Consider the following 25787-nt stretch of genomic DNA (forward strand, 5'->3'; position numbering starts at 1 on the left):
AGATGCTAACAAGAAATTGTCGCCTTTGCGGGCATACGTTATCGCATATATTCATCGATTTGGGAATTTCGCCGCTGGCGAATTCTTACGTCAGCCAGGCGAGGCTGCATCAGATGGAGCCGATGTATCCGCTTCGTACATTTGTATGCGAGGAATGCTTTCTGGTTCAAGCCGAAGATTTTGAGTCGCCGCAGCACATCTTCAGCGACTATGCTTACTTTAGCAGCTATTCGGACAGCTGGCTCGCCCATTGCAAGCGATATGCAGATATGATTACGGAACGCTGTGCGTTGACACCGGATCGGCAAGTTATCGAGATTGCCAGTAATGATGGCTATCTGCTTCAGTATTTTAAGGAAAAGGGCATTCCTGTACTGGGCATCGAGCCAGCGGCAAACGTTGCAGAGCGCGCGAATGAGAGAGGCATTCCTACTTCTGTGGAATTTTTCGGCCAAGAAGCGGCCGCCTCTCTGCTCGAACAGGGTAAACGTGCCGATTTGCTAATCGGTAACAACGTACTTGCTCATGTTCCGGATTTAAATGACTTCGTAGCGGGCATGAAATTACTACTTGCCGACAGCGGTGTCATCACGATGGAATTTCCTCATTTGATGCGATTAATTCAAGAAATCCAGTTCGATACGATCTATCATGAGCATTATTCCTATTTTTCATTAACGGCAGTAGAACGATTGTTTGCCAAGCATGATTTAATCGTGTTCGATGTGGAGCAGCTTGAAACCCATGGCGGCTCGCTTCGCATCTATGCCGCTCATCGAAGCCGAATGGGCGGAGCTGTCTCATCATCGGTTATCGAACTGCTTAGCCAGGAAGAGACTTTCGGCATGACAAGAATTCAAACCTATGCCGATTTCAAAGAGAAGGCAGTAAAAGTAAAGCGTCAATTACTTCGGTTCTTGATTTCGTTAAAGGAGTCGGGTAAGAGTGTAGTCGGTTACGGTGCGCCGGCCAAAGGTAACACGCTGCTGAATTATTGCGGAATCGATAGGGACTATTTGGACTATACGGTGGACCGAAGTCCGCATAAACAAGGTCTCTTTCTGCCAGGCTCCCGTATACCGATCTGTGAACCTGATCGTTTAAAAGAAACCCGCCCGGACTACGTCCTGATTCTACCTTGGAACTTGAAGCAGGAGATTATGGCGCAAACCGAATATATTCGCGAGTGGGGCGGCTGCTGGATCATTCCCGTTCCCGAAGTGGAAGTGATCGAATGATCTTTGCGGAAGCCGCGCTGCAAGGCGTGTATACCATTGATCTTCAGCCGATAGATGACGATCGGGGTTTTTTTGCAAGAACATTTTGCAAGAAGGAATTTGAAGCGTACGGACTTCATACTGACTTGGTCCAATGCAACCTATCCAATAACCGAAAAAGCGGAACCGTTCGGGGGATGCACTATCAATTGGCTCCCTATGAGGAAGTAAAGCTGGTTCAATGTGTACGTGGCGCCATTTATGATGTTGTGATAGACCTTCGTCCGTCCTCGGCAACATATTTACAATGGAACGCATTCGAGCTGAACGAGTTCAATCGAAGAATGCTATATATTCCGGAAGGCTTCGCACATGGCTTTCAGACATTGCAGGATGAGACGGAAGTTTTCTATCAGATGGGAAATTATTATTATCCGGAAGCCTCCCGGGGGATTAGATGGAATGATCCGCAATTCGGAATTGAATGGCCGCTTGCATGCGAAGTAATTTCCGACAAGGATCAAAGCTATCCGGAGTTCAACCTATGAATCGCGTTATGGTTACGGGCGCAAGCGGATTTCTAGGCAGGCATGTACTTCAAGCTCTGCATGAACACGGCTATGAAGTACACGCAGTAAGTCGCCTCCCGAAGGCAGCCCCAGACACGGATTTGAACTGGCATCAGGCTGATTTGTTCAACGTTAATCAAGTGTCGGATCTCATGGAAGCTGTAAGACCCAGTCACTGTTTGCATCTGGCTTGGGAGGCAACGCCAGGCGTATATTGGAATTCATATGAGAATTTTCGTTGGGTGGAAGCGACGGCAGCGCTCACCCGACTGTTTCAAGCTTATGGAGGGAAGCGGTTTGTCGCTGCTGGAACTTGTGCCGAGTATGTCTGGCAGGAGGATAAGTTAAAGGAGAATGAAACCCCCTTATCGTTTCATTCTCCTTATGCGGCATGCAAGAATGATGCCTATTTATTGACTTCCCGCTTTGCGAAATTTACGGATTTAAGCATGGCGTGGTGCCGTTTGTTTTTTCTTTATGGTCCATATGAATCGTCCAGCAGGCTGGTGCCATCCGTCATTCGCTCGCTTCATAGCGGTTCAATGGCAAACTGCTCGGAAGGAACTCAAAAAAGAGACTACTTGTATGTTGAAGATGCTGCAGAAGCAATGGTTGCTGTTCTTGATAGCGACATCAACGGTCCGGTTAACATTGCATCGGGTCTAGCGGTACCAGTAAAGGACTTAGTCGGACAGATTGCGGCACTTATGAATCAACCGCACTTGATCCAGCTTGGAGCTGCGGGAAGTGCGAGTAAGGAGGAGCCCCTTGTTCTGGCTGACATTGAACGGTTGAGGTCGCTTCGTTGGCAGCCAAAGCATAACTTAGAACAAGGGTTATCCAAAACGATTCGTTGGTGGAATGAGTTCTTGAGAGGTGAAATGTAATGGTCGAATATGCAGCATGTCCCGTCTGCCAAAGTAGAGAAACGAGTCTATTCCTATCAAGAAATAATGTACCGGTCCATCAAAATAGGGTATTCAACTCGAGAGAGGATGCCTTGGCGATGACCAGGGGGCAGCTTGAGCTCCGTCATTGCAGTTCTTGCGGATTTATTCATAATGCCAGTTTTGAGCCCGATAAATTAAGCTATGGCGAGTCTTATAATAACAGTCAAAATCACTCTGAGTATTTCCATGAATATACGAAAGAGCTGTCCCGATCCATTGTGCATGACGGTGAGTTGAAAAGTGGTACGGTCATTGAGGTTGGGTGTGGAAAAGCGGATTTTCTCAAGCAAATATTCGAGCTTAGCGATCAACTGACAGGATACGGGTTTGATCCAAGCTATGAGGGACCTGAAGAAGCCTACGATGGGAGGCTGAACTTCAAACGAGAGTTTTATGGGCCGGCTTTTGAATATATCCAAGCGGACGTTATCGTCTGCCGACATGTTATTGAGCACATCCCTGACCCCGTGGAAATGCTTGTCACAATCCGGAATGCACTGGTCCATTCGCCCAAAGCTAAGGTTTATTTTGAGACGCCTTGTGTAGAGTGGATCCTTAATAATAATGTGGTGTGGGACTTTTTCTACGAACATTGCTCCTACTTCTCGAAATCTTCGCTTACCACTGCATTTAAGAAGGCTGGATTTAAAGTTGAAGCTGTACGACATGTATTTAATGGACAGTATTTATGGCTAGAAGCAGTTCTTGACCATGAAGCGGCCGGGGAACATCAGGATAGGGATTCCATGTTAGCCGTTACTCAACGCTATACGGACTATGAACCGATGCTGCTGGCTCGTTGGGAAGAGCAAATCGCTTCATATATGGATGATGGTGTGTTGGCAATATGGGGGGCAGGAGCGAAAGGTGTAACCTTTGTAAATTTATTCGACCCCCATCGTCAAAAAATCAGTTGTGTTGTCGATGTGAATCCGAGCAAACAAGGCGGATATTTACCCGGAACCGGGCATCCGATTGTGGATGTTAAGGAACTCGGTAATTTAAAAGCGGCAAACGTCATATTGATGAATCCTAATTATAAGGACGAGATTGTCAGGCTATTGAAGACTAATCATATAGATACGAAAGTAGTCGAGCTGTCGATCTGATGGGCTGTAGCATGAAGATATTGAGAGAGGAGGCACTTTCGTGAGAACATCGCTGTCAACAGCCGAACTCAACGCGTATGTGGGCAAACAAGTAAACGCATTTTTTCCTGACGGTCGAAACATCGGGCCAGCGATGGAGCGAACAATTTTCAATGAGGCACTCGAGCGTACGGAGCGTTGTTTTCGCGACGTGACTCTCCGTGCATATCGTCAAGATGGTGAGCCGTATTTTAATCATCTTTATTCCGACCAGTATGCAGTATTTATATGGATGCTTTCAAGCAGCGTTTGGAATCGCACGCAAGACAGGGCGGTGGCAGACAAATTATTTTATCTGAATAAAGCGCTCCATGGTTTTAGCTGCATGTATGATACCAGGCTTCCAGAAGTGTTTCTGTTGTTTCATACGGTCGGCACGGTTCTGGGAAAAGCGGAGTACGAAAACTATTTTGTTGCAGCCCAAGGAACGACGATTGGCGCTCAAAACGGTCATTATCCAATCATAGGACAAGGAGTTGCATTACTGCCTAACTCTTCTGTGATTGGCCGATGTACGATCGGAAATCGGGTTTCCATTGGAATCGACACATCCGTATACGAGCAGGATATCCCTTCATGCTCTGTCGTATTTACGAGCCGGACCGATGGAAGTCAACAAATTAAACAAAAAGCAAATTGCTGGGCACAAAAATTCTTCTCAGTAACCGTATAGATGTTGGATTTATCGTTATGTATTCGCTTACAAAATATCATTGACAATTATGTGACGGCGATGGTATATTCGAAATGTGGTTCACTTAATGTGATTTCCAGCAATTTAAGAATGAAGGGAATGTTCTGAATGCAAGGTAAAGTGAAATGGTTCAACGCTGAGAAGGGTTATGGATTTATCGAGACTGAGCAAGGCGGCGACGTATTTGTTCATTTCTCCGCAATCCAATCCGAAGGTTTCAAGACGCTTGAAGAAGGCCAATCGGTTGAATTCGACATCGTTGAAGGTGCTCGCGGACCACAAGCAGCTAACGTAATCAAACTGTAATTATCCGGCTGTTAAGCCGAACCTATAGATGGTACGCGCTTAACCAAAGTAAAGTAGCAGACAGTAGCCCTGGGATCCCAGGGCTTTTTTTTATGTCATCATAGTCAGTGGCCATTGAGAGTCCGATATCGTGAGCATATAGAAGGATTAGAAAGATCGAATACGGCATAGACTTCAAGATGAGAGCCCATGGCAAAGGTCCATTAACAGCCTTTAACATCAATGGTGTCAAATTATCAAAATATTCTAAAAAAACAGAAAATAGCTTTGTGTCCCCTCTATCGCCTATGGTATAATAAGAACATGTAAAGGAGGAGTGCCCCATGAAATACAACATTCGAGGTCAACACATTCAGGTGACAGACGCAATGCGTGATTTTGTCGAAAAGAAGCTCACCCGCCTGGAAAAGTATTTTGAAGCGCCGATCACCTCCGAGTTTAATGTAACGATGTCTGTAACCAAAGGTAAACATGCTGTAGAGGTTACCATTCCGCTGCCCGGCTTAATGCTAAGAGCGGAAGAGAAGAGCGAGGACATGTACGCTTCCGTCGACCTTGTGGTGGACAAACTGGAGCGTCAGATCCGCAAACACAAGACGAGAGTCAACCGCAAAGTGCGTCAAGAGAGCGGGATCCGAACCCTCTTCAAGGATGATAGCGCCCCGGTACGGGTGCTTGATGAAGAAGACGAGATGGAGCTTGTGCGGACGAAGCGCTTCACGATGAAACCAATGGATGTTGAGGAAGCGATACTCCAGATGAACATGGTGGGCCACTCCTTCTTCGTATTTGCCAATTCCAACACACGGGAAGTCAATGTGGTATATCGACGCAGTGACGGCAAATACGGGCTAATTGAACAAGAATAACGATAACGATGAATATACCAGGGCGGCATTTCTTCCAAGAAGTGCTGCCCTTTCCATATGCCCATAATGGGCCTGTCCACATTGCGATAAGTGCCGCAAACTGTTACAATTTATGCAAACAGGCTTTTGCAGCGAAAGGGGAAGACCATGCTCGGACTTGTGAAAAAGATATTCGGAGACGCTAACGAACGGGAGATTAAGCGTCTGCTGCGCACCGTAGAGCAAATTAATGCGATGGAACCACAAATCTCGCAGCTTTCGGACGAGGGACTTCGGGCTAAGACGGAAGAATTCAAGTCCCGCATCGAGAAAGACGAGGATCTGATTACTCTGCTTCCAGAAGCGTTTGCTGTCGTCCGCGAAGCTTCCAAGCGGGTAATGGACAAGCGCCACTATGACGTTCAATTAATTGGCGGCATGGTGCTCCACGAGGGTAAAATTGCGGAGATGAAAACAGGCGAAGGTAAGACGCTTGTTGCTACTCTATCCGTATATTTAAATGCCCTTCTAGGAAAAGGCGTTCATGTCGTGACGGTCAATGATTATTTGGCTATGCGCGACAGCCAGCAGATGGGAGTGCTGTACAACTTCCTCGGGCTGACCGTCGGCTGCAATATGAACGGATTAACGCACGGTCAGAAGCAGGAGGCATATGCCTGCGACATCACATATGGCACGAACAATGAGTTCGGGTTCGATTATTTGCGCGACAACATGGTCCTGTATAAGGAACAGATGGTTCAACGTCCGCTTTATTATGCCATCATCGATGAAGTGGACTCTATTCTGGTAGACGAAGCGCGGACGCCGCTGATTATTTCCGGACAAGCTGCGAAATCGACGGAAATGTATTTTGCCGCTGACCGCTTTATCGGCCGTTTGAAGCATGAAGAGGATTACACGGTCGACGTGAAGCTGCGCAGCGTTACGCTGACCGAAGCCGGCGTGGAGAAGACGGAGCGCGCGTTTGCCGTTGAGAATCTATTCGACCATGCGAACGTAACGTTGAACCACCATATTCAACAAGCCTTGAAGGCGCATGTCATTATGAAGCGCGATGTCGATTATGTCGTACAAGAAGATGAAGTCGTCATCGTTGATGAATTTACGGGCCGTCTCATGGCAGGTCGCCGTTATAGCGATGGACTACACCAAGCTATTGAAGCGAAGGAACAAATTAAAGTTCAGAACGAGAGCATGACGCTCGCGACCATTACGTTCCAGAACTACTTCCGTATGTACCGCAAGCTGTCCGGTATGACCGGTACGGCGAAGACGGAGGAAGAAGAATTCAAGAAAATTTACGGACTCGATGTCATTCAAGTACCGACAAACCGTCCGAACATACGTCAAGATACCGCGGATGTCGTGTACAAGACGCAGAATGGCAAGTTTACAGCGGTTGTGGAAGAGATCGTGGAGCGCCACAAGAAGAACCAGCCGGTTCTTGTCGGTACGGTATCCATCGAGAACTCCGAGAAGCTCTCCGACATGCTGAAGAAGCGCGGCGTTACACATAAGGTACTCAACGCTAAGTTTCATGCCGAAGAGGCGGAGATCGTCTCTCGCGCCGGACAGCCGGGAGCGGTAACGATTGCTACCAATATGGCGGGTCGCGGAACGGATATTTTGCTCGGCGATGGCGTTCCCGAGGTTGGCGGTCTTCATATTATGGGGACGGAACGGCATGAAAGCCGCCGGATCGATAATCAGCTGCGTGGTCGTGCGGGCCGTCAAGGTGACCCGGGATCGTCACAGTTTTATTTGTCGCTCGATGATGAGCTGATGAGAAGGTTCGGTTCCGAGAATATTATGGGCATGATGGAGCGTCTGGGCTTCGAAGAAGATCAGCCGATCGAGAGCAGGCTGATCTCCAGAGCGGTCGAATCTGCGCAGAAGCGGGTAGAAGGCAACAACTTCGATCTGAGAAAGATCGTCCTTCAGTATGATGACGTGATGAACCAGCAGCGCGAAATCATTTATAAGCAGCGTCGTGAGGTATTGTTCTCGGAGAACATTCGCGAGGTTGTTGTGGATATGATCAAGCCAGTTATCGAACGTACTGTTGAGGCGCATTGCCCGGATAGCGAAGTGCCGGAGAACTGGGAATATCAAGAGATCATCGATTATGCCCAAGGTACTTTCCTTCAGGAAGGCTCGCTTACAAGGGACGACCTATGGGGCAAAGAGAAGGATGAGATCGTTGAGTATCTGAACGACCGTCTGCTGACGCTGTATGATCAGCGAGAAGAAGAAATCGGCGCAGAAACGATGCGTGAATTTGAGAAGGTCGTCGTACTCCGTGCGGTTGACAGCAAATGGATGGATCACATCGATGCCATGGATCAGCTTCGTCAAGGGATTCACCTTCGTGCCTACGGCGGTACGGATCCGCTGCGCGAATACCAATTCGAAGGCTTCGAGATGTTCAAGGAAATGATCGATAACATCCAAGAAGAAGTAACCAAATATATTATGAAAGCCCAAGTGGAGAGCAACCTGGAGCGTCAGGAAGTGGCCAAGGGTCAGACAGAGTCCGGCGGCGGAAGCGGCGAACCGCAAACGAAGCGTCCCGTGAAGCGTGATGACCGTATCGGCCGCAACGATCCATGCCCATGCGGCAGCGGCAAGAAATTTAAACAGTGCCACGGCGCGGAGCAATAATTGCCCGCTGGCATACAGTAAGGTAAAGATGAATGTTGAGGTGAAGCATTGCCATGATAGACATAACGGTGAAGCAAGACCTGCGTGAGATGGCAAAGCGGCTCCAAGAGCTCAGGGGGTCTCTTTGACTTAGATCTCAAGCAGGAACTGATTGAGAACTTTGAAGTGAAGATGACCGCTCCTGATTTCTGGGACGACAATGACCGTGCGCAAGGCGTAATTGCCGAGCTCAACGCGGTCAAGTCGGTCGTTGAGCTGTACGAGCGCTTGAATGTAGAGCAGGACGACCTGCAGACGATGCTGGAGCTTGCAGAAGAAGAAGGCGACGAATCGCTGGAAGCCGATATCGCAGCCGGCGTGCAGGAGCTGGTCCGCAAAGTCAATGAATTCGAGCTGCAATTGCTGTTGAATCAGCCTTACGATAAGCTGAATGCCATTCTCGAGCTGCATCCTGGCGCGGGCGGCACGGAGTCGCAGGACTGGGCGCAGATGCTGTATCGGATGTATACGCGCTGGGCGGAGAAGAAGGGCTTTAAGGTCGAGCTGCTCGACTATCTCCCAGGGGACGAGGCGGGCATCAAGAGCGTTACGCTACTGGTGAAGGGGTATAACGCCTACGGCTACCTCAAGGCGGAGAAAGGGGTTCACCGTCTTGTGCGGATTTCGCCTTTCGACGCTTCTGGGCGCCGGCATACCTCGTTCGCTTCCTGCGACACTATGCCGGAGATTGCCGATGATATCGAGATTGAGATCCGTTCAGAGGACCTGAAGGTCGATACGTACCGGGCAAGCGGCGCGGGCGGCCAGCATATCAATAAGACGGAATCCGCAATCCGGATTACGCACATCCCGTCAGGCATTGTCGTGTCCTGCCAGACGCAGCGTTCGCAAATCCAGAACCGCGAGAGTGCGATGACGATGCTCCGATCCAAGCTGTATGAGCGCAAGATCGAAGAGCAGCAGAAGCAGCTTGCGGAAATTCGCGGCGAGCAGTCAGATATCGCTTGGGGCAGTCAGATCCGTTCGTATGTGTTTCACCCGTACAGCATGGTCAAGGATCACCGCACAGCGGTGGAAACGGGCAATGTCGGCGCGGTGATGGACGGCGATCTGGATGCCTTTATCGACGGTTATCTGCGCGGCCAAATCAAACAAGACTAGGCGGTAAGGACGACGGTGTACCGATCGTGAAGGGTGCATGACATCGTTTCCGCTATTCATGCATAGGCGAGGGAAAGAGTTCCTACACTGATATGGTGTGGGAACTTTTTTTATTTTATAGCATGCATAGGGTTTGAAAAGGTGAATGTCGTTTAGGCTAAGGGGAGTAACGAACTCCGCCGCTATGGAAAGCATGAGCATTTTCTTATCCCCGTTAGGGGAGATTGGTGGATGAATCGAGTCGGAATAGATCGGGAGGTTCGAAAACGATGCAAAAAAGGCAGCTTCGGCAGCAGTACGCAGGAGATGAAGCAGCAGTGCGAGAGAAGCTGTCCCGTCTAACAGGGGAACGGTTCAGCGAGAGCGAGAATTCAGCATCACAGGAGGAGACGAGGCGGGGAATGTCAGGGGGTGATTTGCAGCCAGTGCGGAAACGGAAACGGCCGGATCATATCATGGCAAATCCTAAATTCGAAACGGTGACCAGCATACTGCTCCTGCTGATCGGTTCGTTCATTATTGCGGTCAGCTTCAATATATTCCTTGTTCCGCTCGGTATTGCTTCCGGCGGGGTATCGGGTCTATCCATCCTGGTGAAACGAATGACGGATATTCCCCCGGCATATACACAGTGGGCACTGAATGTGCCGCTTTTCCTTGTGGGGTGGTGGCTGCTGGGTAAACGGTTTGCGCTCAAGACGGCACTCGGCTCGTTCGTCCTGCCGTTTTTCGTCTTGCTGACCTCCCACTGGTCACCGCCAACAACGAATGCGCTGCTTGCTGCGATTTACGGCGGGATCGGCGTGGGGGTAGGTCTGGGCCTTGTGTTTCGCGGACGCGGATCTACAGGGGGGCTGGATCTTGCTGCGCAGCTGCTGCATCGTTACACGGGCATTCGGCTCGGGCTTGCGGTCGCCTGCTTTGATGGTCTCGTTATTGCTGCTGCAGGCATCCTTATCGCCCCTGAGAATGCGCTTTATGCGCTTATTGGCTTGTTCGCCACGAGCAAGACGATTGATTTTGTCCAGACGGGCTTGGCACTTTCGAAAGTGGCGTTTATCGTCTCGGATCGTCCGGATGATATCACGGAGGTCATCTTATCCGATTTGGATCGTGGATTGACGATGCTGGATGGGCGGGGCGGCTACACGAAGCAGCAGCGGACCATTCTCATGGTTGTCGTCGGACGTGGTGAAGTATCCAAGCTGAAGCAGCTTGTGCGATCCGCAGATCCGCATGCTTTTGTCATCATTAGCGATACGGCGGAGGTGCTTGGAGAAGGTTTCAGCCTGCCTTAAACGAGGGAAACCGGACGTGCGGATAGGGATATTTTTTCGTTGAATTAATATAAATTGAAATGTATAATAATACATAACACTAGCTATTTTCTCTGCTTCCCGGTTCGTGTAGAATGGATAGTTAGATAGTTCATGGATGGGAGAGAGACGGGTATGAGTGAGAACGTGAAGGTAGCAATCATCGGGTCCACAGGATACGGCGGCGTAGAGCTTATTCGGCTGCTGGCCAGCCACCCGCAGGCGGTAGTGACCTCGGTCACCTCGTCGTCGAGCGCTGGCGCTCCGATTGCAGAGGGTTTCCCGCATCTGAGCGAAATTCGAACGGATATGCTGGATGACGTAGATCCTGCGTTGATTAAGAGCAAGGCGGATCTCGTATTTCTGGCAACGCCGGCAGGCGTTGCTGCGAAGCTGGTTCCCTCGCTGCTCGAAGCAGGGCTGAAGGTAATTGATATTTCCGGTGACTTCCGGTTGAAGTCGCGTGATTCATATGAGAAGTGGTATAAGAAAGAGGCTGCCGACCAGCATTACATCGATCAGGCGGAGTATGGGCTGTCCGAAGTGTATGGAGACCGCGTGCTGGGTAAGGATTTCATCTCCAATCCAGGCTGCTTCCCTACGGCAACGCTGCTGGGATTGGTTCCGGCCGTTCAGGCGGGATACATTGATCCGGCAACCATAATTATCGATGCCAAATCGGGAGTATCCGGTGCAGGGCGCGGAGCAAGTCTCGGAACGCACTACTCGGAGCTGAATGAAAACTTCAAAGCCTATAAGGTGAATAAGCATCAGCATATTCCCGAGATCGAGCAAGTGTTGTCGGATGTCGCGGGCCGCCCGGTCATTACGACATTCACGACGCATTTGGTCCCTATGACACGCGGGATCATGAGCACGATGTATGCCTCGATTCAAGGCGAACGTTCGCTGGAGGACTTCATTTCTTTATACAATAACTATTACGAAGGACGCCGCTTCGTCCGTATTCGCCAAGCGGGCTCGTGGCCGGCTACGAAGGAAGTATGGGGCTCGAACTACTGCGATATCGGCTTTTCCGTCGATGAACGTACGGGCCGAGTGACGATCGTGTCCGTCATTGACAACCTGGTCAAGGGTGCGGCGGGGCAGGCGATACAAAACTTGAATCTCATGATGGGATGGGACGAGACGCTGGGGCTTCAATTCGTTCCAGCGTATCCTTAAGCCGCTGCTGGACAGCGTATAGCTCAATTAATGAAGGAGAAACGATGCGATAATGGGACAAGGCGTGAAATCATCTTATACGGTTATGCCTGAAGGCTCGATTACAACCCCGAAGGGTTTTAAAGCGGGGGGCTTGCATTGCGGTTTGAAAAAGACGACGCGCCATGATCTCGGTGCGATTGTATGCGAAGTGCCGGCGACTGCTGCAGGCGTTTATACGATGAATGTATTCCAGGCAGCACCGATTAAAGTAACGAAAGAAAGCATTCAAGCAGGCGGTCTGCTGCGCGCTGTCATCGTGAACAGCGGCAATGCTAATGCATGTACAGGCAAGCAGGGCGAAGCCGACGCGTATGAGATGCGCGGGAAATTCGCGGATGCGATCGGGGTTCCGGCCGAGCAAGTTGCGGTTGCTTCCACAGGCGTGATCGGAGAATTGCTGAAGATGGACCGGGTATTGGGAGGCATCGAGGAGCTTCCTGCGAGACTGGCGGCAACCTATGAAGCAGGAGATGACTTCTGCCAGGCAATTCTGACGACGGACTTAACGAAGAAGGAAGTTTGCGTGTCCGTCATCATTGACGGCAAGGAAGTTCATATTGCCGGGGCATCCAAGGGTTCAGGTATGATTCACCCGAATATGGCGACGATGCTCGGATTCGTTACAACCGATGCGGCTATCGGCGGCGAGGCGCTGCAGCAGCTGCTCCGTCAGGTAACCGACCTGACGTTTAATATGATTACAGTAGACGGCGATACGAGCACGAATGACATGCTTGTTGCTATGGCAAGCGGACTTGCGGGCAACAGCGAGCTGACGCAGGCACATCCCGATTGGGCTGCTTTCGCGGACGCTCTCCGGTATGTATGCGAAGTGCTGGCTAAGGCCATCGCCCGCGATGGCGAGGGTGCAACGAAGCTGGTTGAAGTTCAAGTGCGCGGAGCGGTATCCGATGATTCGGCGCAAGCCATTGCGAAGACGGTTATTGGCTCGTCGCTCGTGAAATCCGCGGTATTCGGAGCGGACGCGAACTGGGGCCGGATCATTGCGGCCGTCGGCCGGGCAGGCCAGCCTGTTAACCCGGAGACCGTAGATATTCGGCTTGGCGACATCGTAACTTTAGAGCAATCGCGGCCGGTCGGATTCGATGAGGACGCCGCGCTGGAATATTTGAAGGGCGATACGGTCGTCATTCATGTCGATCTTCACGGCGGGGATGGGACCGCAACCGCATGGGGCTGCGATCTTACGTATGATTATGTGCGGATCAACGCAGCTTATCGGACATAGGCGGACGGGCGGCGAATGGTTCACCATGCCGTATTATGAATTTGCATGCTAATACAAGGATGTTATGGGCTATTAGCTGGGGGCAGCGGATATTAGTGCGCTCTTCTTAGGTTAAGCCATAATGGACTTTGAAAGGAACAGACGATACATGGATCAACGGTTTGTGATGAAATGCGGCGGCAGCACGCTAGCCGCACTGCCGGATTCGTTCTTTGCCGATTTGCGCGGTCTTCAGGAAAACGGCGTCAAGCCGGTCATCGTGCATGGCGGAGGCCCGGCAATCTCCGAGACGCTTGCGAAGCTCGGCATCGAAAGCGAATTTGTAAACGGCCTGCGCAAGACCAGCGACGAGGTGCTGGACGTTGTAGAGATGGTCCTCGCGGGGCGTATCAACAAAGAAATCGTCAGGCGAATGCTGCAGAACGGTGCGAAGTCACTCGGTCTCTCAGGCGTTGATGGCCGTCTGATTACGGCGAAGCCGGTAGCGAATGCAAGTGAAGTCGGCTTTGTCGGCGATGTGACGGAGGTCAATGCAGCTGTTATCGAAGGCGTCATGGCGATGGGCTACATTCCCGTCATTGCCCCGATCGGTATCGACGAAGCGGGCCAGCGCTATAACATTAATGCGGACACGGCAGCAGGCGCGGTCGCATCCCATCTTGGGGTAGAGCGGATGATCGTGGTGACCGACGTGCCCGGGATCATGAAAACGGTGGACGGCGAGAAACGCGTACTGTCTTCCATCAGCGTTGCCGAGATTGAAGCCATGATTGCGAGCGGTGAAATCTACGGGGGCATGATTCCGAAGGTCCGCGCGGCCATTCAATGCATTCAAGGGGATGTTCGCGAAGTCGTTATCGTAAGTGGAGATGAGCCGAATGTATTGAGCAAGGCCATCGGCGACGGCGGTATTGGTACGAGGATTGTCCGGGATTAATTGATCCACTAAATAGTGTATATTGTTCAGCTATAATGAGAGAGGTGAACCGAAGATGAGTGAGGCGAACAAAGGCGGAAGCTCACTTTTTCCGACTTATGCGAGATATCCGATCACGCCAGTCAAAGGGCAAGGCAGCTGGCTGTGGGACGACAAGGGCAATAAATATTTGGACTTCGTGAGCGGAATTGCAGTAACGAATCTGGGACATGCGCCGGAGCGGATCAAGGAAGCGCTGGTCAAGCAGCTTGACGAGCTGTGGCACGTATCGAATTTATATCATATTCCCAGCCAGGAAGCCGCAGCTAAGCTATTGACCGACAACAGCTGCGCAGATGCCGTGTTCTTCTGCAATTCAGGGGCGGAGGCGAACGAAGCGGCTATCAAGCTGGCACGCCGCTATCAGCAGAAGGTGGCCGGAACGGGGCGTTACGAAGTCATTACGTTCAACCAATCGTTCCACGGGCGTACGCTGGCAACTCTAACGGCTACGGGGCAGGATAAAGTCAAGGAAGGCTTCACTCCGCTGCCGGAAGGGTTCCGCCATGTACCTTTGCATGATGTGCAGGCGCTTGATGCCGCGGTCAACGACAAAACGGCAGCGATCATGATCGAGATGGTACAGGCGGAGGGCGGCGTCCACCCTGTAGAGCCGGCGTTCGTTCAGCATCTTGCAAAGCTGTGTAAGGATAATGGAATCCTGCTTATTGTCGATGAGATTCAAACGGGGATGGGCCGTACCGGCAAGCTGTTCGCCTTCGAACATTACGGTATCGAGCCGGACATCTTCACGTTAGCCAAAGGGATCGGGAGCGGCTTCCCGGTAGGCGCCATGCTGGGCAAGGGATATCTTGCCGAGGCGTTCAGCGCCGGAAGCCACGGATCCACATTCGGCGGCACGCCGATCGCGACGGCCGTCGTGAAGGCGACGATCGAGACCATTGTCGGCGACAAGCTGGCGGATCGTGCGGCGGAGATGGGTGAATATCTGGCCGGACAGCTGCGTGAGAAGCTTGCTCATCATCCACTGGTGGTCGAGATACGCGGCAAAGGTCTTATTGTGGGCATCGAATGCACGGAGCCGGTTGGCGGCTTCGTTAGTGAAGGACAACAACGCGGCCTGCTTATCATCACGGCGGGGCCGAATGTAATTCGCCTGCTTCCCAATCTCCTTGTCACACGGGAGGAAATCGATCAAGCGGTCGGTATTTTGGCTGGCATGTTTGCAGAGCGGACATCAGCTGTTCAGAACTAGATTGAAAGGAGCGTGACATAGTATGCAGCCATCAGTAAAGGAAGAACTGGCGTTAAACCTGAAAAGCCGCGACTTCATCGCGCTGGCTGATTTTTCGCCGGAAGAGGTTCGTTACCTGATTGATCTGGCGATCGATTTGAAGGGCAAACAGAAGGCCGGTGAGATCTATCACCCGCTCAAAGGGAAAACGCTTGGCATGATTTTCGAGAAATCGTCGACACGTACCCGTGTTTCCTTCGAGGTGGGCATGTACCAGCTAGGCGGACAGGGACTTTTCTTAAGCAGCAACGACCTGCAGATCGGACGCGGGGAGACCATATGGGATACGGCGCAGACGCTGTCCCGTTATCTGGACGGAATTATGATTCGCACCTATGCACACCGCAAAGTGATCGAGCTGGCTCGCGGAGCGACGGTGCCGGTTATTAACGGCTTGACGGATACGAACCACCCGTGTCAGGCGCTATGCGATTATCAGACGATTCTGGAGCATAAGGGACGCCTGGAAGGGCTCAAGGTTGCTTATATTGGCGATGGCAATAACATGGTGCATTCTCTCATCATGGGTGCGGCTAAGCTGGGTGTACATATGTCCGTGGCAACGCCTGAAGGCTATGCGCCCGATGAGGACATTGTCCGTCAGACGATTGACATTGCTGCGGCAACTGGCTCGACGATATCGGTACACCACGATCCGAAGGAAGCCATTGCAGACGCCGACGTCGTATATACCGATGTATGGGCAAGCATGGGCTTCGAGCAGGAGCAGAAGGAGCGCGAGATCGCTTTCGCGAACTATCAGGTGAACGAAGAGCTGGCGAAATATGCGAAGAGCGACTACTTGTTCATGCACTGCCTGCCTGCACACCGCGGCGAAGAAGTGAGTGAAGGTGTTATCGACGGGAAGCACTCGATCATTTTCGATCAGGCGGAGAACCGTCTGCATGCTCAGAAAGCGATTATGGCAGCAATTATGTAAGTAGCCGGTCCATACGAGGGCCGACGATCATAGATGAGGAGCGATTGAGAAACCATGGCGAAGGAAAAAATCGTACTGGCCTACTCGGGCGGTCTGGATACGTCCGTTATTTTGAAATGGCTGAAAGAAACTTATGACGCAGAAATCATTGCATTCACGGCGGATATCGGGCAGAAGGATGAGCTTGACGGCCTGGAAGCCAAGGCGCTGGCCACTGGCGCTTCGAAGGTGTACATTGATGATCTGCGGGATGAATTCGCGAAGGACTTCATCTATCCGATGTTCCAAGCGGGAGCGCTGTATGAAGGGCAGTATTTGCTCGGTACGTCGATTGCCCGTCCGCTCATCGCGAAGCGTATGGTTGACATTGCACGCGCCGAGGGCGCTACGGCAATTGCACATGGCGCAACCGGCAAAGGCAATGACCAAGTGCGCTTCGAGCTGACAGCTGCTGCGCTGGCACCGGATATTGCCGTCATCGCCCCATGGCGCAGCGAGGAGTTCCGCGAGCAGTTCCCAGGCCGCGCGGAGATGATCGCCTATGCGGAGAAGCACAACATTCCGGTTCAAGCATCAGCGGCCAAGCCGTATTCGATGGACCGGAACCTGCTGCACATCAGCTTCGAGAGCGGCATGCTGGAAGACCCTTGGTTCGATCCAAGCGCGGACGAGAACAAGGGAATGTACGTCCTCAGCGTATCTCCTGAAGATGCGCCGGATCAGGCGGAATACGTCGAATTGGCATTCGAAGCCGGCGATTGCGTGGCGATCAACGGAGAGAAGCTAAGTCCGCTTGAAGTCATGGAGAAGCTCAATGAGCTTGGCGGCAAGCACGGCATCGGCCGTGTCGATATGGTGGAGAACCGTTTCGTCGGCATGAAGAGCCGCGGCGTCTATGAGACACCGGGCGGATCGATGCTGTTCACGGCACACCGCAAAATGGAGTCGCTCACGATGGACCGTGACGTGATGCATCTGCGTGACTCGCTCATTTCCAAATACGCGACACTCGTTTATAATGGCTTCTGGTTCGCACCAGAACGTCTTGCGCTGCAGGCGCTTGTGAAGGAGAGCCAGAACAACGTAACTGGCGTCGTCCGTCTGAAGCTGTACAAAGGCAACATCATCGGTGCCGGCGTTAAAAGCCCGGTAAGCCTGTACAACCCGGATATCGCGACGATGGAAGCCGATCCTTCCAAGGCTTACGATCAAGGCGATGCGACTGGCTTTATCCGCTTGAACGCCCTGCGCCTTAAAGTATCGTCCGGCGTGGAGCAAAGCAAGAAATCATAAAGGCAGGTGGGCCCCGGCTTTATCCGCCGGGGCCCACCGCCTGTGAAGACAAGCAGTTCGGCCCGGAACGCGTAGGATGCGCGGGGTATATTTTGGCTATAAAGGAGCGGGAAACGTACAGTGAGTAAACTTTGGGGCGGCCGATTTACGAAGAAAACCGACCAACTGGTTGAAGAATATACCGCATCGATCATGTTCGATAAAGAGCTGGCCGAGGAAGATATTCAAGGCAGCTTGGCGCATGTGACGATGCTTGGCAAGCAGGGCATTCTGCCTGCGGACGATGTGGATACGATCAAAGAAGGTTTGCTGAAAGTTCTGCAGAAAATCAGGCGGGGTGAGATCGAATTCTCGGTCTCCGACGAAGATATTCATATGAATATCGAGAAGACGCTAATCGACGAAATCGGGCCGGTGGGCGGCAAGCTGCATACGGGTCGGAGCCGCAACGATCAAGTGGCGACGGACATGCATCTATACCTTCGCAAACGGGTAGTCGAATTCGTCGATCTGCTGTCGAAGCTGCAAACCGCACTCGTCGAGCAGGCGAAAGCAAACCTCGATACGATTCTGCCGGGCTACACGCACCTGCAGCGGGCGCAGCCGATTCTGTTCGCGCATCATTTGATGGCGTATGTCTCGATGTTCGGACGTGATATGGAGCGGCTGCAGGACAGCTACAAACGCATTAATATGCTGCCGCTTGGAGCGGGTGCCTTGGCCGGAACAACGTTCCCGATCGATCGCCATTTTGTAGCGAGCCAATTGAATTTCGACCGCGTTTATGAGAACAGCCTGGATGCGGTAAGCGACCGCGACTTCATTCTGGAGTTTCTGTCCCATGCGTCCATTATTATGGCGCATCTGTCCCGTCTGAGTGAGGAGCTTATTCTGTGGTCGAGCACGGAATTCCATTTTGTCGAGCTCGATGACGCTTTCTGTACGGGCAGCAGCATTATGCCGCAGAAGAAGAACCCCGACGTGCCTGAGCTGGTCCGCGGCAAGACGGGTCGCGTATACGGCAATCTGATCGGCCTGTTGACTGTGCTGAAATCACTGCCGCTCGCGTACAACAAGGACATGCAGGAAGACAAGGAAGGTATGTTCGATACCGTTCGTACGCTGCAGGGGGCGCTTCAACTGTTTGCGCCGATGATCGCGACGATGAAGGTCAACAAAGACCGGATGCGCCAAGCGGTCAATCAAGATTTCTCGAACGCGACGGACATCGCCGACTTCCTCGTTGGCAAAGGATTGCCGTTCCGACAAGCGCATGAGGTAATCGGCAAGACCGTATTGTACTGCATCCAGCAAGGGAAGTATTTGCTTGACCTGTCGCTGGACGAGTTCAAGCAGTTCTCACAGCTGTTCGATGACCGGATCTACGAGGTGCTGCAGCCGGAGCAGGTTGTTAATGCGCGCAACGTATATGGCGGAACAGCCCGTTCGCAGGTGGCCGATGCAATCGCCCGTGCGGAACAGGAGCTCGAGAAGACGGCAGCTTGGACGGAAGAGTACGCCAAGCGCAGCAGTCTGTAACTATAGTCCAAGTAGAAGAGCCTGCTGTGATCATCCGGTGAAGGATGGTCGCAGCAGGCTCTTTATTTTTTCTTATGGGTGCAGCATCAGGGGCTATTCATTCACACCGTCCTCGATCAGCTGCTTCTGTGTTTGGGGACCTTCCAGACCTGCACCAGGTCCGCTATTCTCGGGAGCAACGCCATATACAACGGGCTGAGCTTTGTAGGTATCTCGCGAAATCCGCTTGCGTGATGCAACCTTGCCGTCCCGGTACATCGTCCGGTAAGTCTCGACGACATAGCCGGCTTTACCGGCGTCCATTAACAGGCGCCCTCCCGGCTGAACCGCTGCAGAAGCGACTAATTTCACCGGCGGGTTGATGACCTTCACCGTTTTGGAATCGATGGCATAGCGGACGTCTTTGGGCAAGGTGCCGAACAGCTTGACGGTCAGCTTGCGGTCCTTGACCTCGGTGCGGATGATCAAATGCTTGCCGGTCGTGTTTTTGAACTTAAAATTGATAGCCCCTTCCGCGAAAGTAGCATCCTGCCCTTTGGGCAAGTAGGATACCGGCAGGGAATGATTGCGCCGTTCGGTCATGTCGAGCCCGATCAGCAGCGCAGCATTGTACAAGGTACTGGATACTTGGCAGATCCCGCCGCCGATCCCGGGTACGAGCTCCCCGTTCAGAATGACGGGCGCTTCCCGGAACCCGTATTTCACTCTCGTCGCTTCAATGACTTTACGGTAATCGAACACCTCGCCTGGTGCCAGCACCCAGTCTTGAAGCGTATTGGCCGTCACGGTTACATTGTGAACACGGCCTGCTCCACTTGCCTTGAAGTCGGTTGTGAAGGAAATGATCATCCGTTCAATGCCTTCCGCCTTTAACCGTTCAAGGGTTACGTTCGGGCGGACGACGGATATGGCAATCGGCAGCGAGAGCGGCTTGGCATTCATTCCCCAGCCATCGTCAAGCTCGGCCTTCACCGCTTGTACGACGTTGGCGAACAGTGCTTTCGTATCCAGCCGGTAGGCATCCTGATGCGGTTGATAGATGACTTTGTCTTCCGAAGTAATCTTCCGGACCGCGTTGACCGGCTCGCTGGCATCCAGATATCCCCACTCGCTGCGTACCGTCTTTTCAAAAATGCGATAATCCCAAGTGATACTGACGGTAAGCTGCTTAGGAAAGCGCAAGCGGTAGTTGGCCTTGTCCCATAAGCGGCCTACCTTCAACCCTGCGATCATATCGCGGGCATTCTTCATGTCTATTCGCAAGCCGAGCTGTTCGAGCGTCCAGGTCTTATTCTGAACCTTGGTGCCGTTAGCCTCCAGGGTGAGGGAAAGGCCTCTGAGAGAATCGGATCTTTGATTCAGTTCTTGAAGCGCCGCATCAACGGTGACGCCGCCAAGGGGGATGGAGGTGCTGCTTGTTAGCCTATATTCTCCACCCGCAGCCGCATGTTTGCCTCCACCATCTCCTGCGGCGATTGTGCCGTCTGGAACGGTATCCCTATGTGCATAGACCCATAACAGTCCCCAGCCAACAGAGAATGCGAGCAGGGCGGCGATTAGAATGATCCATGCCATATGAAATCGTTTCATGATTCTCGACCACCTTATCTAAGAGCGATTCCTTCATGTATATGCGTATGAAGAGGGATATTTGCCCCTGAAATCATTTGGTTCTTATTCGACAAGCGTGGTTTGGGGAACATGTCGAAAATAAGGCTGAATCTCGTCGAAAGTGACGGAATGTAGCAAGATGAAAATTATGAAAAATGACAGATTTCGGGTCTTAGGTAGAGGATTTATCGAATGCCTGTCGAATACATAAAAGCTGACTATCTACAGGATGTGATAATGTGATTGAAATGCAAGACGTCTGGAAAACGTACGCGGACGGCACTCATGCCTTGAGCGGCGTCTCCGTTCTAATAGAACGCAACGAATTTGTATATCTTGTTGGACCGTCGGGTGCCGGCAAGTCCACTTTCATGAAGCTGATCTACCGTGAAGAAGTTCCGACCAAGGGTCAAATTTCGGTCAACGGATTTAATATCGGCAAGCTCAAGCCGCGCAAAATTCCTTATGTCCGACGTAACATCGGCGTTATCTTTCAAGACTTCCGGCTGCTGCCCAAGATGACGGCTTACGAGAATGTGGCGTTCGCGATGGAGGTCATTGAAGCTCCCCGCCGCATCATCAAGAAGCGAACAATGGAGGTTCTCGACCTTGTCGGCCTGAAGGATCGATTCAATAGCTTGCCGGCCCAATTGTCCGGAGGCGAGCAGCAGCGTATCGCGATCGCACGGGCGATCGTCAACAGCCCGGCCGTCATCGTTGCAGATGAACCTACCGGCAACCTTGATCCCGAAACATCATGGGGCATTATGAATCTGCTTGAGGAGATTAACTTCCGGGGAACGACGATTGTAATGGCAACCCATAACCGGGAAATCGTCAACACGCTCCGCAAACGCGTCATCGCCATTGAATCCGGCACCATCGCCCGCGATGAAGCAAGAGGGGAGTACGGTTATGAAGCTTAGAACGATTCTGCGCCATTTGCGCGAAGGCGTGAGGAACGTCCTGCGCAACGGCTGGATGTCATTCGCGTCCATAAGCTCGATCGTGATCTCACTCTTCATTCTCGGGGGGTTTCTGCTGCTGGCGCTGAACGTGAACAATCTTGCCGATCAGATCGAGAGCCAGGTGGAGATACGGGTGTTTCTGCAGCTGGACACCGATCAAACGAAGATCGATCAGCTCCGCAACGAAATCGGCAACATCAAGGAAGTCAAGCAGGTGAAGTTCGTATCGAAGGATGAGGGGCTTGAGCTGCTCCGCAAAAATTTGGGTGAGAGCGGCGAGGATTTGCTGCAAGGGTACGAGAAAGACAAGAATCCGCTGCCGGATTCCTTCACTGTGGAGGTGTACGAGCCGCAGACGATCGCCTTCGCGGCCAAGAAGATCGAGCTGATCAACAAGGCCGATCAAACCAACCCGATCACAAGCGTGAAGTACGGCAAGGGCAAGGTCGAGACGCTGTTCAAGCTGACGAATGCTGTGCGCAATATCGGGCTCGTCATCGTAGCCGGTCTTGCAATAACGGCCATGTTTCTTATTTCAACGACCATCAAGATCACCATTCTGGCTCGACGGCGCGAAATCGGCATCATGAAGCTGGTGGGCGCGACCAATCATTTTATACGCTGGCCTTTCTTTATTGAAGGCGCTCTAATCGGCATCATTGGATCCGTTATTACGACGGCAATTCTGCTCTATGGGTATTCGAGGCTCATTTATGTATCGCAATTTGAACTTGGCTTGCTGATGATCAAGCTGGTCACGTTGAAGGAAATTGGCTTTTTCGTCTCAGTGCTGATTATTGGACTCGGCACGTTGATTGGCATTTGGGGCAGCACCTTGTCGGTGCGCAAGTACTTGAAAGTGTAGGTGGTGGAAACGTGAAAAAATGGCTCGCCATCCTAGCCGTAACCGTGCTCGCAGTATATATCTTTCAACCGTTCGGCGGGGAAGCTGCATCGCAGGTAGACAAGATTAATAAAGAGCTGGATCAGGTCAGGAAAGAGATCGCCGCGGCGGCTCATAACCGCAATCAAGCGGATAAGGATAGAGAGGCTGTCATTCAGCAGAAGACTGTGACGGCGCAGTCCGTTGCGGAGATTATGAAGCAAATCGATGAAGTAGGCACGCAGCTGATGGGTGTTCAAGCTCAGCTCGATGCTACGAAGGATAAGCTGCTATTGACCGGCGAAGAGCTGCAGGAAGCGGAAGAGCGGATCGCTTCGCGGGACGAGCTGCTGCAGTCGCGGATTCGCCTCATGTATACCAACGGCTCCGTATCCTATATGGATGTGCTGTTGAATGCCACGAGCTTCAGCGATTTCCTCGACCGGTTCGATTCCCTGCAGTCCATTCTGGGACAAGACCGCGACATTCTTGCGAGCCACAAGCAGGACCGTGCGCTCATCGCACAGAAGAAGCAGGAAGTGGAGAAGGCGCTTGCGGAAGTGAAGGTCATGTACGGCAAGCTCAATAATTACCAATCGCTTCTCTTCTCGAAGGAGAAAGAGAAGGAAGTGATGGTGCTTAGCTTTAACGAGCAGGCCGAGGAGCTGGAGGAAATCAGTGAGGAGCAGGAGAAGCTTCTCATGAGCCTAGCGAAGAAAGTATCCGTTCTGGAAGAGAAGAAGCGGATAGAAGCGGCGAAGAAAAAGAAGAAGAAGGCCGTCACCTCCTACTACACCGGCGGCAAGTTCGCAGTTCCGCTGCATGATAGCTATCGTCTATCCTCGCCGTTCGGCTATAGAACGCATCCGATCTCGGGCAAGAAGAAGCTGCACGCGGGTATCGACATGGCGGCACCGTCGGGAACACCGATTTATGCAGCGGAAGGCGGTACCGTTCTGGTTGCGCAGTGGTGGAACGGGTACGGGAACTGTGTCATCATCGATCATGGTAACGGTCTGTGGACGATATACGGCCATATTCGCAATAATGGCATTAAGGTCGAGAAAGGCGAGACCGTCAAGCGCGGTCAAAAAATTGCTGAAGTCGGCAGCACCGGCCAATCCACCGGTCCTCACCTTCATTTTGAAGTTCGCAAGAACGAGGAACCTGTCAATCCAAGCCAATATCTTAAATAGGGGCAGGACAAGTAGTAGTCGTTTCTGCCAAAAAAAACAAGATGCCGTACCCGTGACAAATAATCGGGTGCGGCTTGTCATATACTAGGAATGTTGTGGATGTGCTGATATAGAAAGCAGGTGATAATCATGCAGTTTAAGGGACGTACTGTCGCAGCCTTCATTTCACTGACGATCGTGGCCTCGGTATTAGTGACGCTAATGGTGACCGACCGCTGGATCGCGCTGGAGAGCGGAGGCACTACAAGCGGAGCTGTAGCATCGGATACGAAAGAGAAGGCTGGATTGAGCTCACGGGAAATAAGTAAGCTGAACGCGATCGTTCAGTTGATTGAAACGAAATATTTCCGTGAAGTGGACCGTTCCAAAGTCGTAGACGGGGCGATCAACGGCATGATGCTTGCCTTGGGTGATCCGTATTCCGTCTATATGGAGAAGGAAACGGCGAAGCACTTCTCGGAATCCATCGAAGGCTCGTTCACGGGCATCGGTGCCGAGGTAACGCTGCAGAACGGCAGCATTACGGTTATCTCGCCTATCAAAGGATCTCCGGCAGAAAAAGCGGGCGTGCTTGCCAAAGACGTGCTGCTGTCGGTAAACGGTGAAAAGCTGGACGGCGTCACCCTTAATGACGCTGTAGCCAAAATACGCGGGCCCAAGGGGACGAAGGTCAAGCTGAGTATTAAACGTGCCGGCGTATCCGACCCGATCCATCTCGTGCTTGTCCGCGATGACATTGATTTCGAGACGGTGTATGCGAACTTGCGCAGTGACGGAGTCGGCGTGATCGAGATCCGCCAATTCTCTCTTAATACCGGCGAGCGATTCACTGAAGAGCTTGAGCGGCTGGAGAAGCAGGGGATGAAGGGGCTCGTTATCGATGTACGGAACAATCCGGGAGGTGTGCTTCCGATTGTGGTATCCGTAGCGCAGCCGTTCATTGCAGAAGGGCAGCCGATTGTACAGGTTGAAGACCGGACGGGACAGCGAGAAAAAACGATGTCCAAGGGCAAAGGGAAGTCATATCCGGTTGCTGTGCTGATGAATAAAGGAAGCGCGAGCGCTTCGGAAGTTCTGGCAGGCGCTCTTAAGGAAGCGGGACATGCCGTACTGGTCGGCGAGACAACATTCGGCAAAGGCACGGTTCAGGTCAGCTACGACAAAGTGACTGGAGACGGAAGCCTGGTCAAGATGACGATCGCCAAATGGTTGACCCCGCTTGGTAATTGGGTGCATGAGAAAGGGCTCAAGCCGGACGTTGAAGTGCTGCCGCCGGATTATTATACGGTTGCCCGCTTGTCGAAGGCGAAGACGCTTGAGCGTGACACGATATCCGAGGATACCCGCAGCTTGCAGGTGATGCTGGTTGCGTTGGGATATGAGGTAGATCGGAAAGATGGTTATTTCAGTGCCAAGACGGAGAGCAGCGTTCGCGCGTTCCAGACCAAGGAAAAGCTTCCGGTCACGGGCAAAGTAGACAAAGCGACTGCAGAGAAAATCGAGGAACAGCTTATCGTTCGCATACGCGATCAGGATAGCGATGAGCAGCTCATTAAAGCGGTCAGCGTTGTCCGTGAAAAGATAAAGCCCTAAAACGGCCGGTTAGATGGATGGTGCAGAGGCTAAGGCGGGTTCTGCGGCAGGATTTTTCATTCCAATGTCGAATGAGTAGAAGGTTGGCTCCGTACGTTTACGGTGTCGGCCTTCTTTTTTTGGTATATCCGTGCTGTGCGCAGGGACTTGGGCGTGTATTCGA

The 25787-nt window shown here is 52.0% G+C and carries 22 protein-coding genes; 21 read left to right on the plus strand and 1 reads right to left on the minus strand.

The annotated features are described in order from the left end of the window. The first annotated feature begins 2 nt into the window (after positions 1-2). The 17 genes from NNL21_RS33140 to argH all read left to right on the plus strand — a co-directional run bounded on the left by NNL21_RS33140 (position 3) and on the right by argH (position 19373). A complete protein-coding gene (locus NNL21_RS33140) occupies positions 3-1238 on the plus strand; it encodes a class I SAM-dependent methyltransferase (protein WP_204820025.1) in 1236 nt (411 codons plus the stop codon). Continuing rightward, a complete protein-coding gene (gene rfbC / locus NNL21_RS33145; protein ID WP_204820024.1) occupies positions 1235-1765 on the plus strand; it encodes a dTDP-4-dehydrorhamnose 3,5-epimerase in 531 nt (176 codons plus the stop codon). The genes NNL21_RS33140 and rfbC overlap by 4 nt, the downstream gene beginning before the upstream one ends. Continuing rightward, positions 1762-2673, plus strand: a complete 912-nt coding sequence (locus tag NNL21_RS33150; RefSeq protein ID WP_204820023.1) for an NAD-dependent epimerase/dehydratase family protein — start codon at positions 1762-1764, stop codon at positions 2671-2673. Before rfbC ends, NNL21_RS33150 begins: the two co-directional genes overlap by 4 nt. 119 nt (positions 2674-2792) lie before the next feature. After that, positions 2793-3845: a class I SAM-dependent methyltransferase gene (locus tag NNL21_RS33155; RefSeq protein WP_204820022.1), complete on the plus strand. Its 1053-nt coding sequence runs from the start codon at positions 2793-2795 to the stop codon at positions 3843-3845. A gap of 40 nt (positions 3846-3885) precedes the next feature. After that, on the plus strand, positions 3886-4557 hold the full coding sequence (locus NNL21_RS33160; RefSeq protein ID WP_204820021.1) for an LbetaH domain-containing protein: 672 nt from the start codon (positions 3886-3888) through the stop codon (positions 4555-4557). Between the two features lie 129 nt (positions 4558-4686). After that, positions 4687-4884, plus strand: a complete 198-nt coding sequence (locus tag NNL21_RS33165) for a cold-shock protein (RefSeq protein WP_042170033.1) — start codon at positions 4687-4689, stop codon at positions 4882-4884. 323 nt (positions 4885-5207) lie between these two features. Next, entirely contained in the window at positions 5208-5753 is a 546-nt protein-coding gene (gene hpf / locus NNL21_RS33170) for a ribosome hibernation-promoting factor, HPF/YfiA family (protein ID WP_204820020.1), read from the plus strand. 147 nt (positions 5754-5900) lie between these two features. Further along, positions 5901-8417, plus strand: coding sequence for a preprotein translocase subunit SecA (gene secA / locus NNL21_RS33175; protein ID WP_204820019.1), 2517 nt, complete (start codon positions 5901-5903; stop codon positions 8415-8417). Positions 8418-8470: 53 nt separating this feature from the next. Further along, a protein-coding gene (gene prfB, locus NNL21_RS33180; protein ID WP_204820018.1) for a peptide chain release factor 2 occupies positions 8471-9578 on the plus strand; the annotation gives its coding sequence in 2 pieces (ribosomal slippage) (positions 8471-8542 and positions 8544-9578; 1107 coding nt in all). Between the two features lie 401 nt (positions 9579-9979). Continuing rightward, positions 9980-10876 carry a YitT family protein gene (locus NNL21_RS33185; protein ID WP_204820206.1) on the plus strand — a complete coding sequence of 299 codons (897 nt, stop codon included), beginning with the start codon at positions 9980-9982 and terminating at the stop codon, positions 10874-10876. 153 nt (positions 10877-11029) lie between these two features. Further along, the gene (argC, locus tag NNL21_RS33190) at positions 11030-12079 is read left to right on the plus strand and encodes an N-acetyl-gamma-glutamyl-phosphate reductase (protein ID WP_256555656.1); all 1050 of its coding nucleotides are present in this window, start codon (positions 11030-11032) and stop codon (positions 12077-12079) included. Between the two features lie 52 nt (positions 12080-12131). Beyond that, positions 12132-13370: a bifunctional ornithine acetyltransferase/N-acetylglutamate synthase gene (gene argJ, locus NNL21_RS33195; RefSeq protein WP_204820017.1), complete on the plus strand. Its 1239-nt coding sequence runs from the start codon at positions 12132-12134 to the stop codon at positions 13368-13370. Positions 13371-13518: 148 nt separating this feature from the next. Next, positions 13519-14307 carry an acetylglutamate kinase gene (gene argB / locus NNL21_RS33200; protein WP_204820016.1) on the plus strand — a complete coding sequence of 263 codons (789 nt, stop codon included), beginning with the start codon at positions 13519-13521 and terminating at the stop codon, positions 14305-14307. A gap of 55 nt (positions 14308-14362) precedes the next feature. Next, positions 14363-15562: an acetylornithine transaminase gene (argD, locus tag NNL21_RS33205; protein ID WP_204820015.1), complete on the plus strand. Its 1200-nt coding sequence runs from the start codon at positions 14363-14365 to the stop codon at positions 15560-15562. Between the two features lie 22 nt (positions 15563-15584). Continuing rightward, positions 15585-16541, plus strand: a complete 957-nt coding sequence (gene argF, locus NNL21_RS33210; protein ID WP_204820014.1) for an ornithine carbamoyltransferase — start codon at positions 15585-15587, stop codon at positions 16539-16541. A gap of 54 nt (positions 16542-16595) precedes the next feature. Further along, complete coding sequence (locus NNL21_RS33215; RefSeq protein ID WP_204820013.1) at positions 16596-17834, plus strand: argininosuccinate synthase; 1239 nt, start codon at positions 16596-16598, stop codon at positions 17832-17834. A gap of 120 nt (positions 17835-17954) precedes the next feature. Then, a complete protein-coding gene (gene argH / locus NNL21_RS33220; protein ID WP_204820012.1) occupies positions 17955-19373 on the plus strand; it encodes an argininosuccinate lyase in 1419 nt (472 codons plus the stop codon). A 93-nt stretch (positions 19374-19466) separates the two neighbouring features. Here argH and NNL21_RS33225 read toward each other — a convergent pair whose 3' ends face one another. Next, the gene (locus NNL21_RS33225) at positions 19467-20963 is read right to left on the minus strand and encodes a VanW family protein (protein ID WP_204820011.1); all 1497 of its coding nucleotides are present in this window, start codon (positions 20961-20963) and stop codon (positions 19467-19469) included. Between the two features lie 260 nt (positions 20964-21223). Between NNL21_RS33225 and ftsE the strand changes: the two genes are divergently transcribed. The 4 genes from ftsE to NNL21_RS33245 all read left to right on the plus strand — a co-directional run bounded on the left by ftsE (position 21224) and on the right by NNL21_RS33245 (position 25624). Continuing rightward, the gene (gene ftsE / locus NNL21_RS33230) at positions 21224-21910 is read left to right on the plus strand and encodes a cell division ATP-binding protein FtsE (protein WP_204820010.1); all 687 of its coding nucleotides are present in this window, start codon (positions 21224-21226) and stop codon (positions 21908-21910) included. Further along, a complete protein-coding gene (ftsX, locus tag NNL21_RS33235; protein ID WP_204820009.1) occupies positions 21900-22817 on the plus strand; it encodes a permease-like cell division protein FtsX in 918 nt (305 codons plus the stop codon). Before ftsE ends, ftsX begins: the two co-directional genes overlap by 11 nt. An 11-nt stretch (positions 22818-22828) precedes the next feature. After that, a complete protein-coding gene (locus NNL21_RS33240; protein WP_204820008.1) occupies positions 22829-24031 on the plus strand; it encodes a murein hydrolase activator EnvC family protein in 1203 nt (400 codons plus the stop codon). A 129-nt stretch (positions 24032-24160) separates the two neighbouring features. Beyond that, positions 24161-25624 carry a S41 family peptidase gene (locus NNL21_RS33245; RefSeq protein WP_204820007.1) on the plus strand — a complete coding sequence of 488 codons (1464 nt, stop codon included), beginning with the start codon at positions 24161-24163 and terminating at the stop codon, positions 25622-25624. The last annotated feature ends 163 nt before the right edge of the window (positions 25625-25787 follow it).

It is taken from the genome of Paenibacillus mendelii (genome assembly GCF_024498075.1).
Lineage (GTDB): Bacteria > Bacillota > Bacilli > Paenibacillales > Paenibacillaceae > Paenibacillus_Z > Paenibacillus_Z mendelii.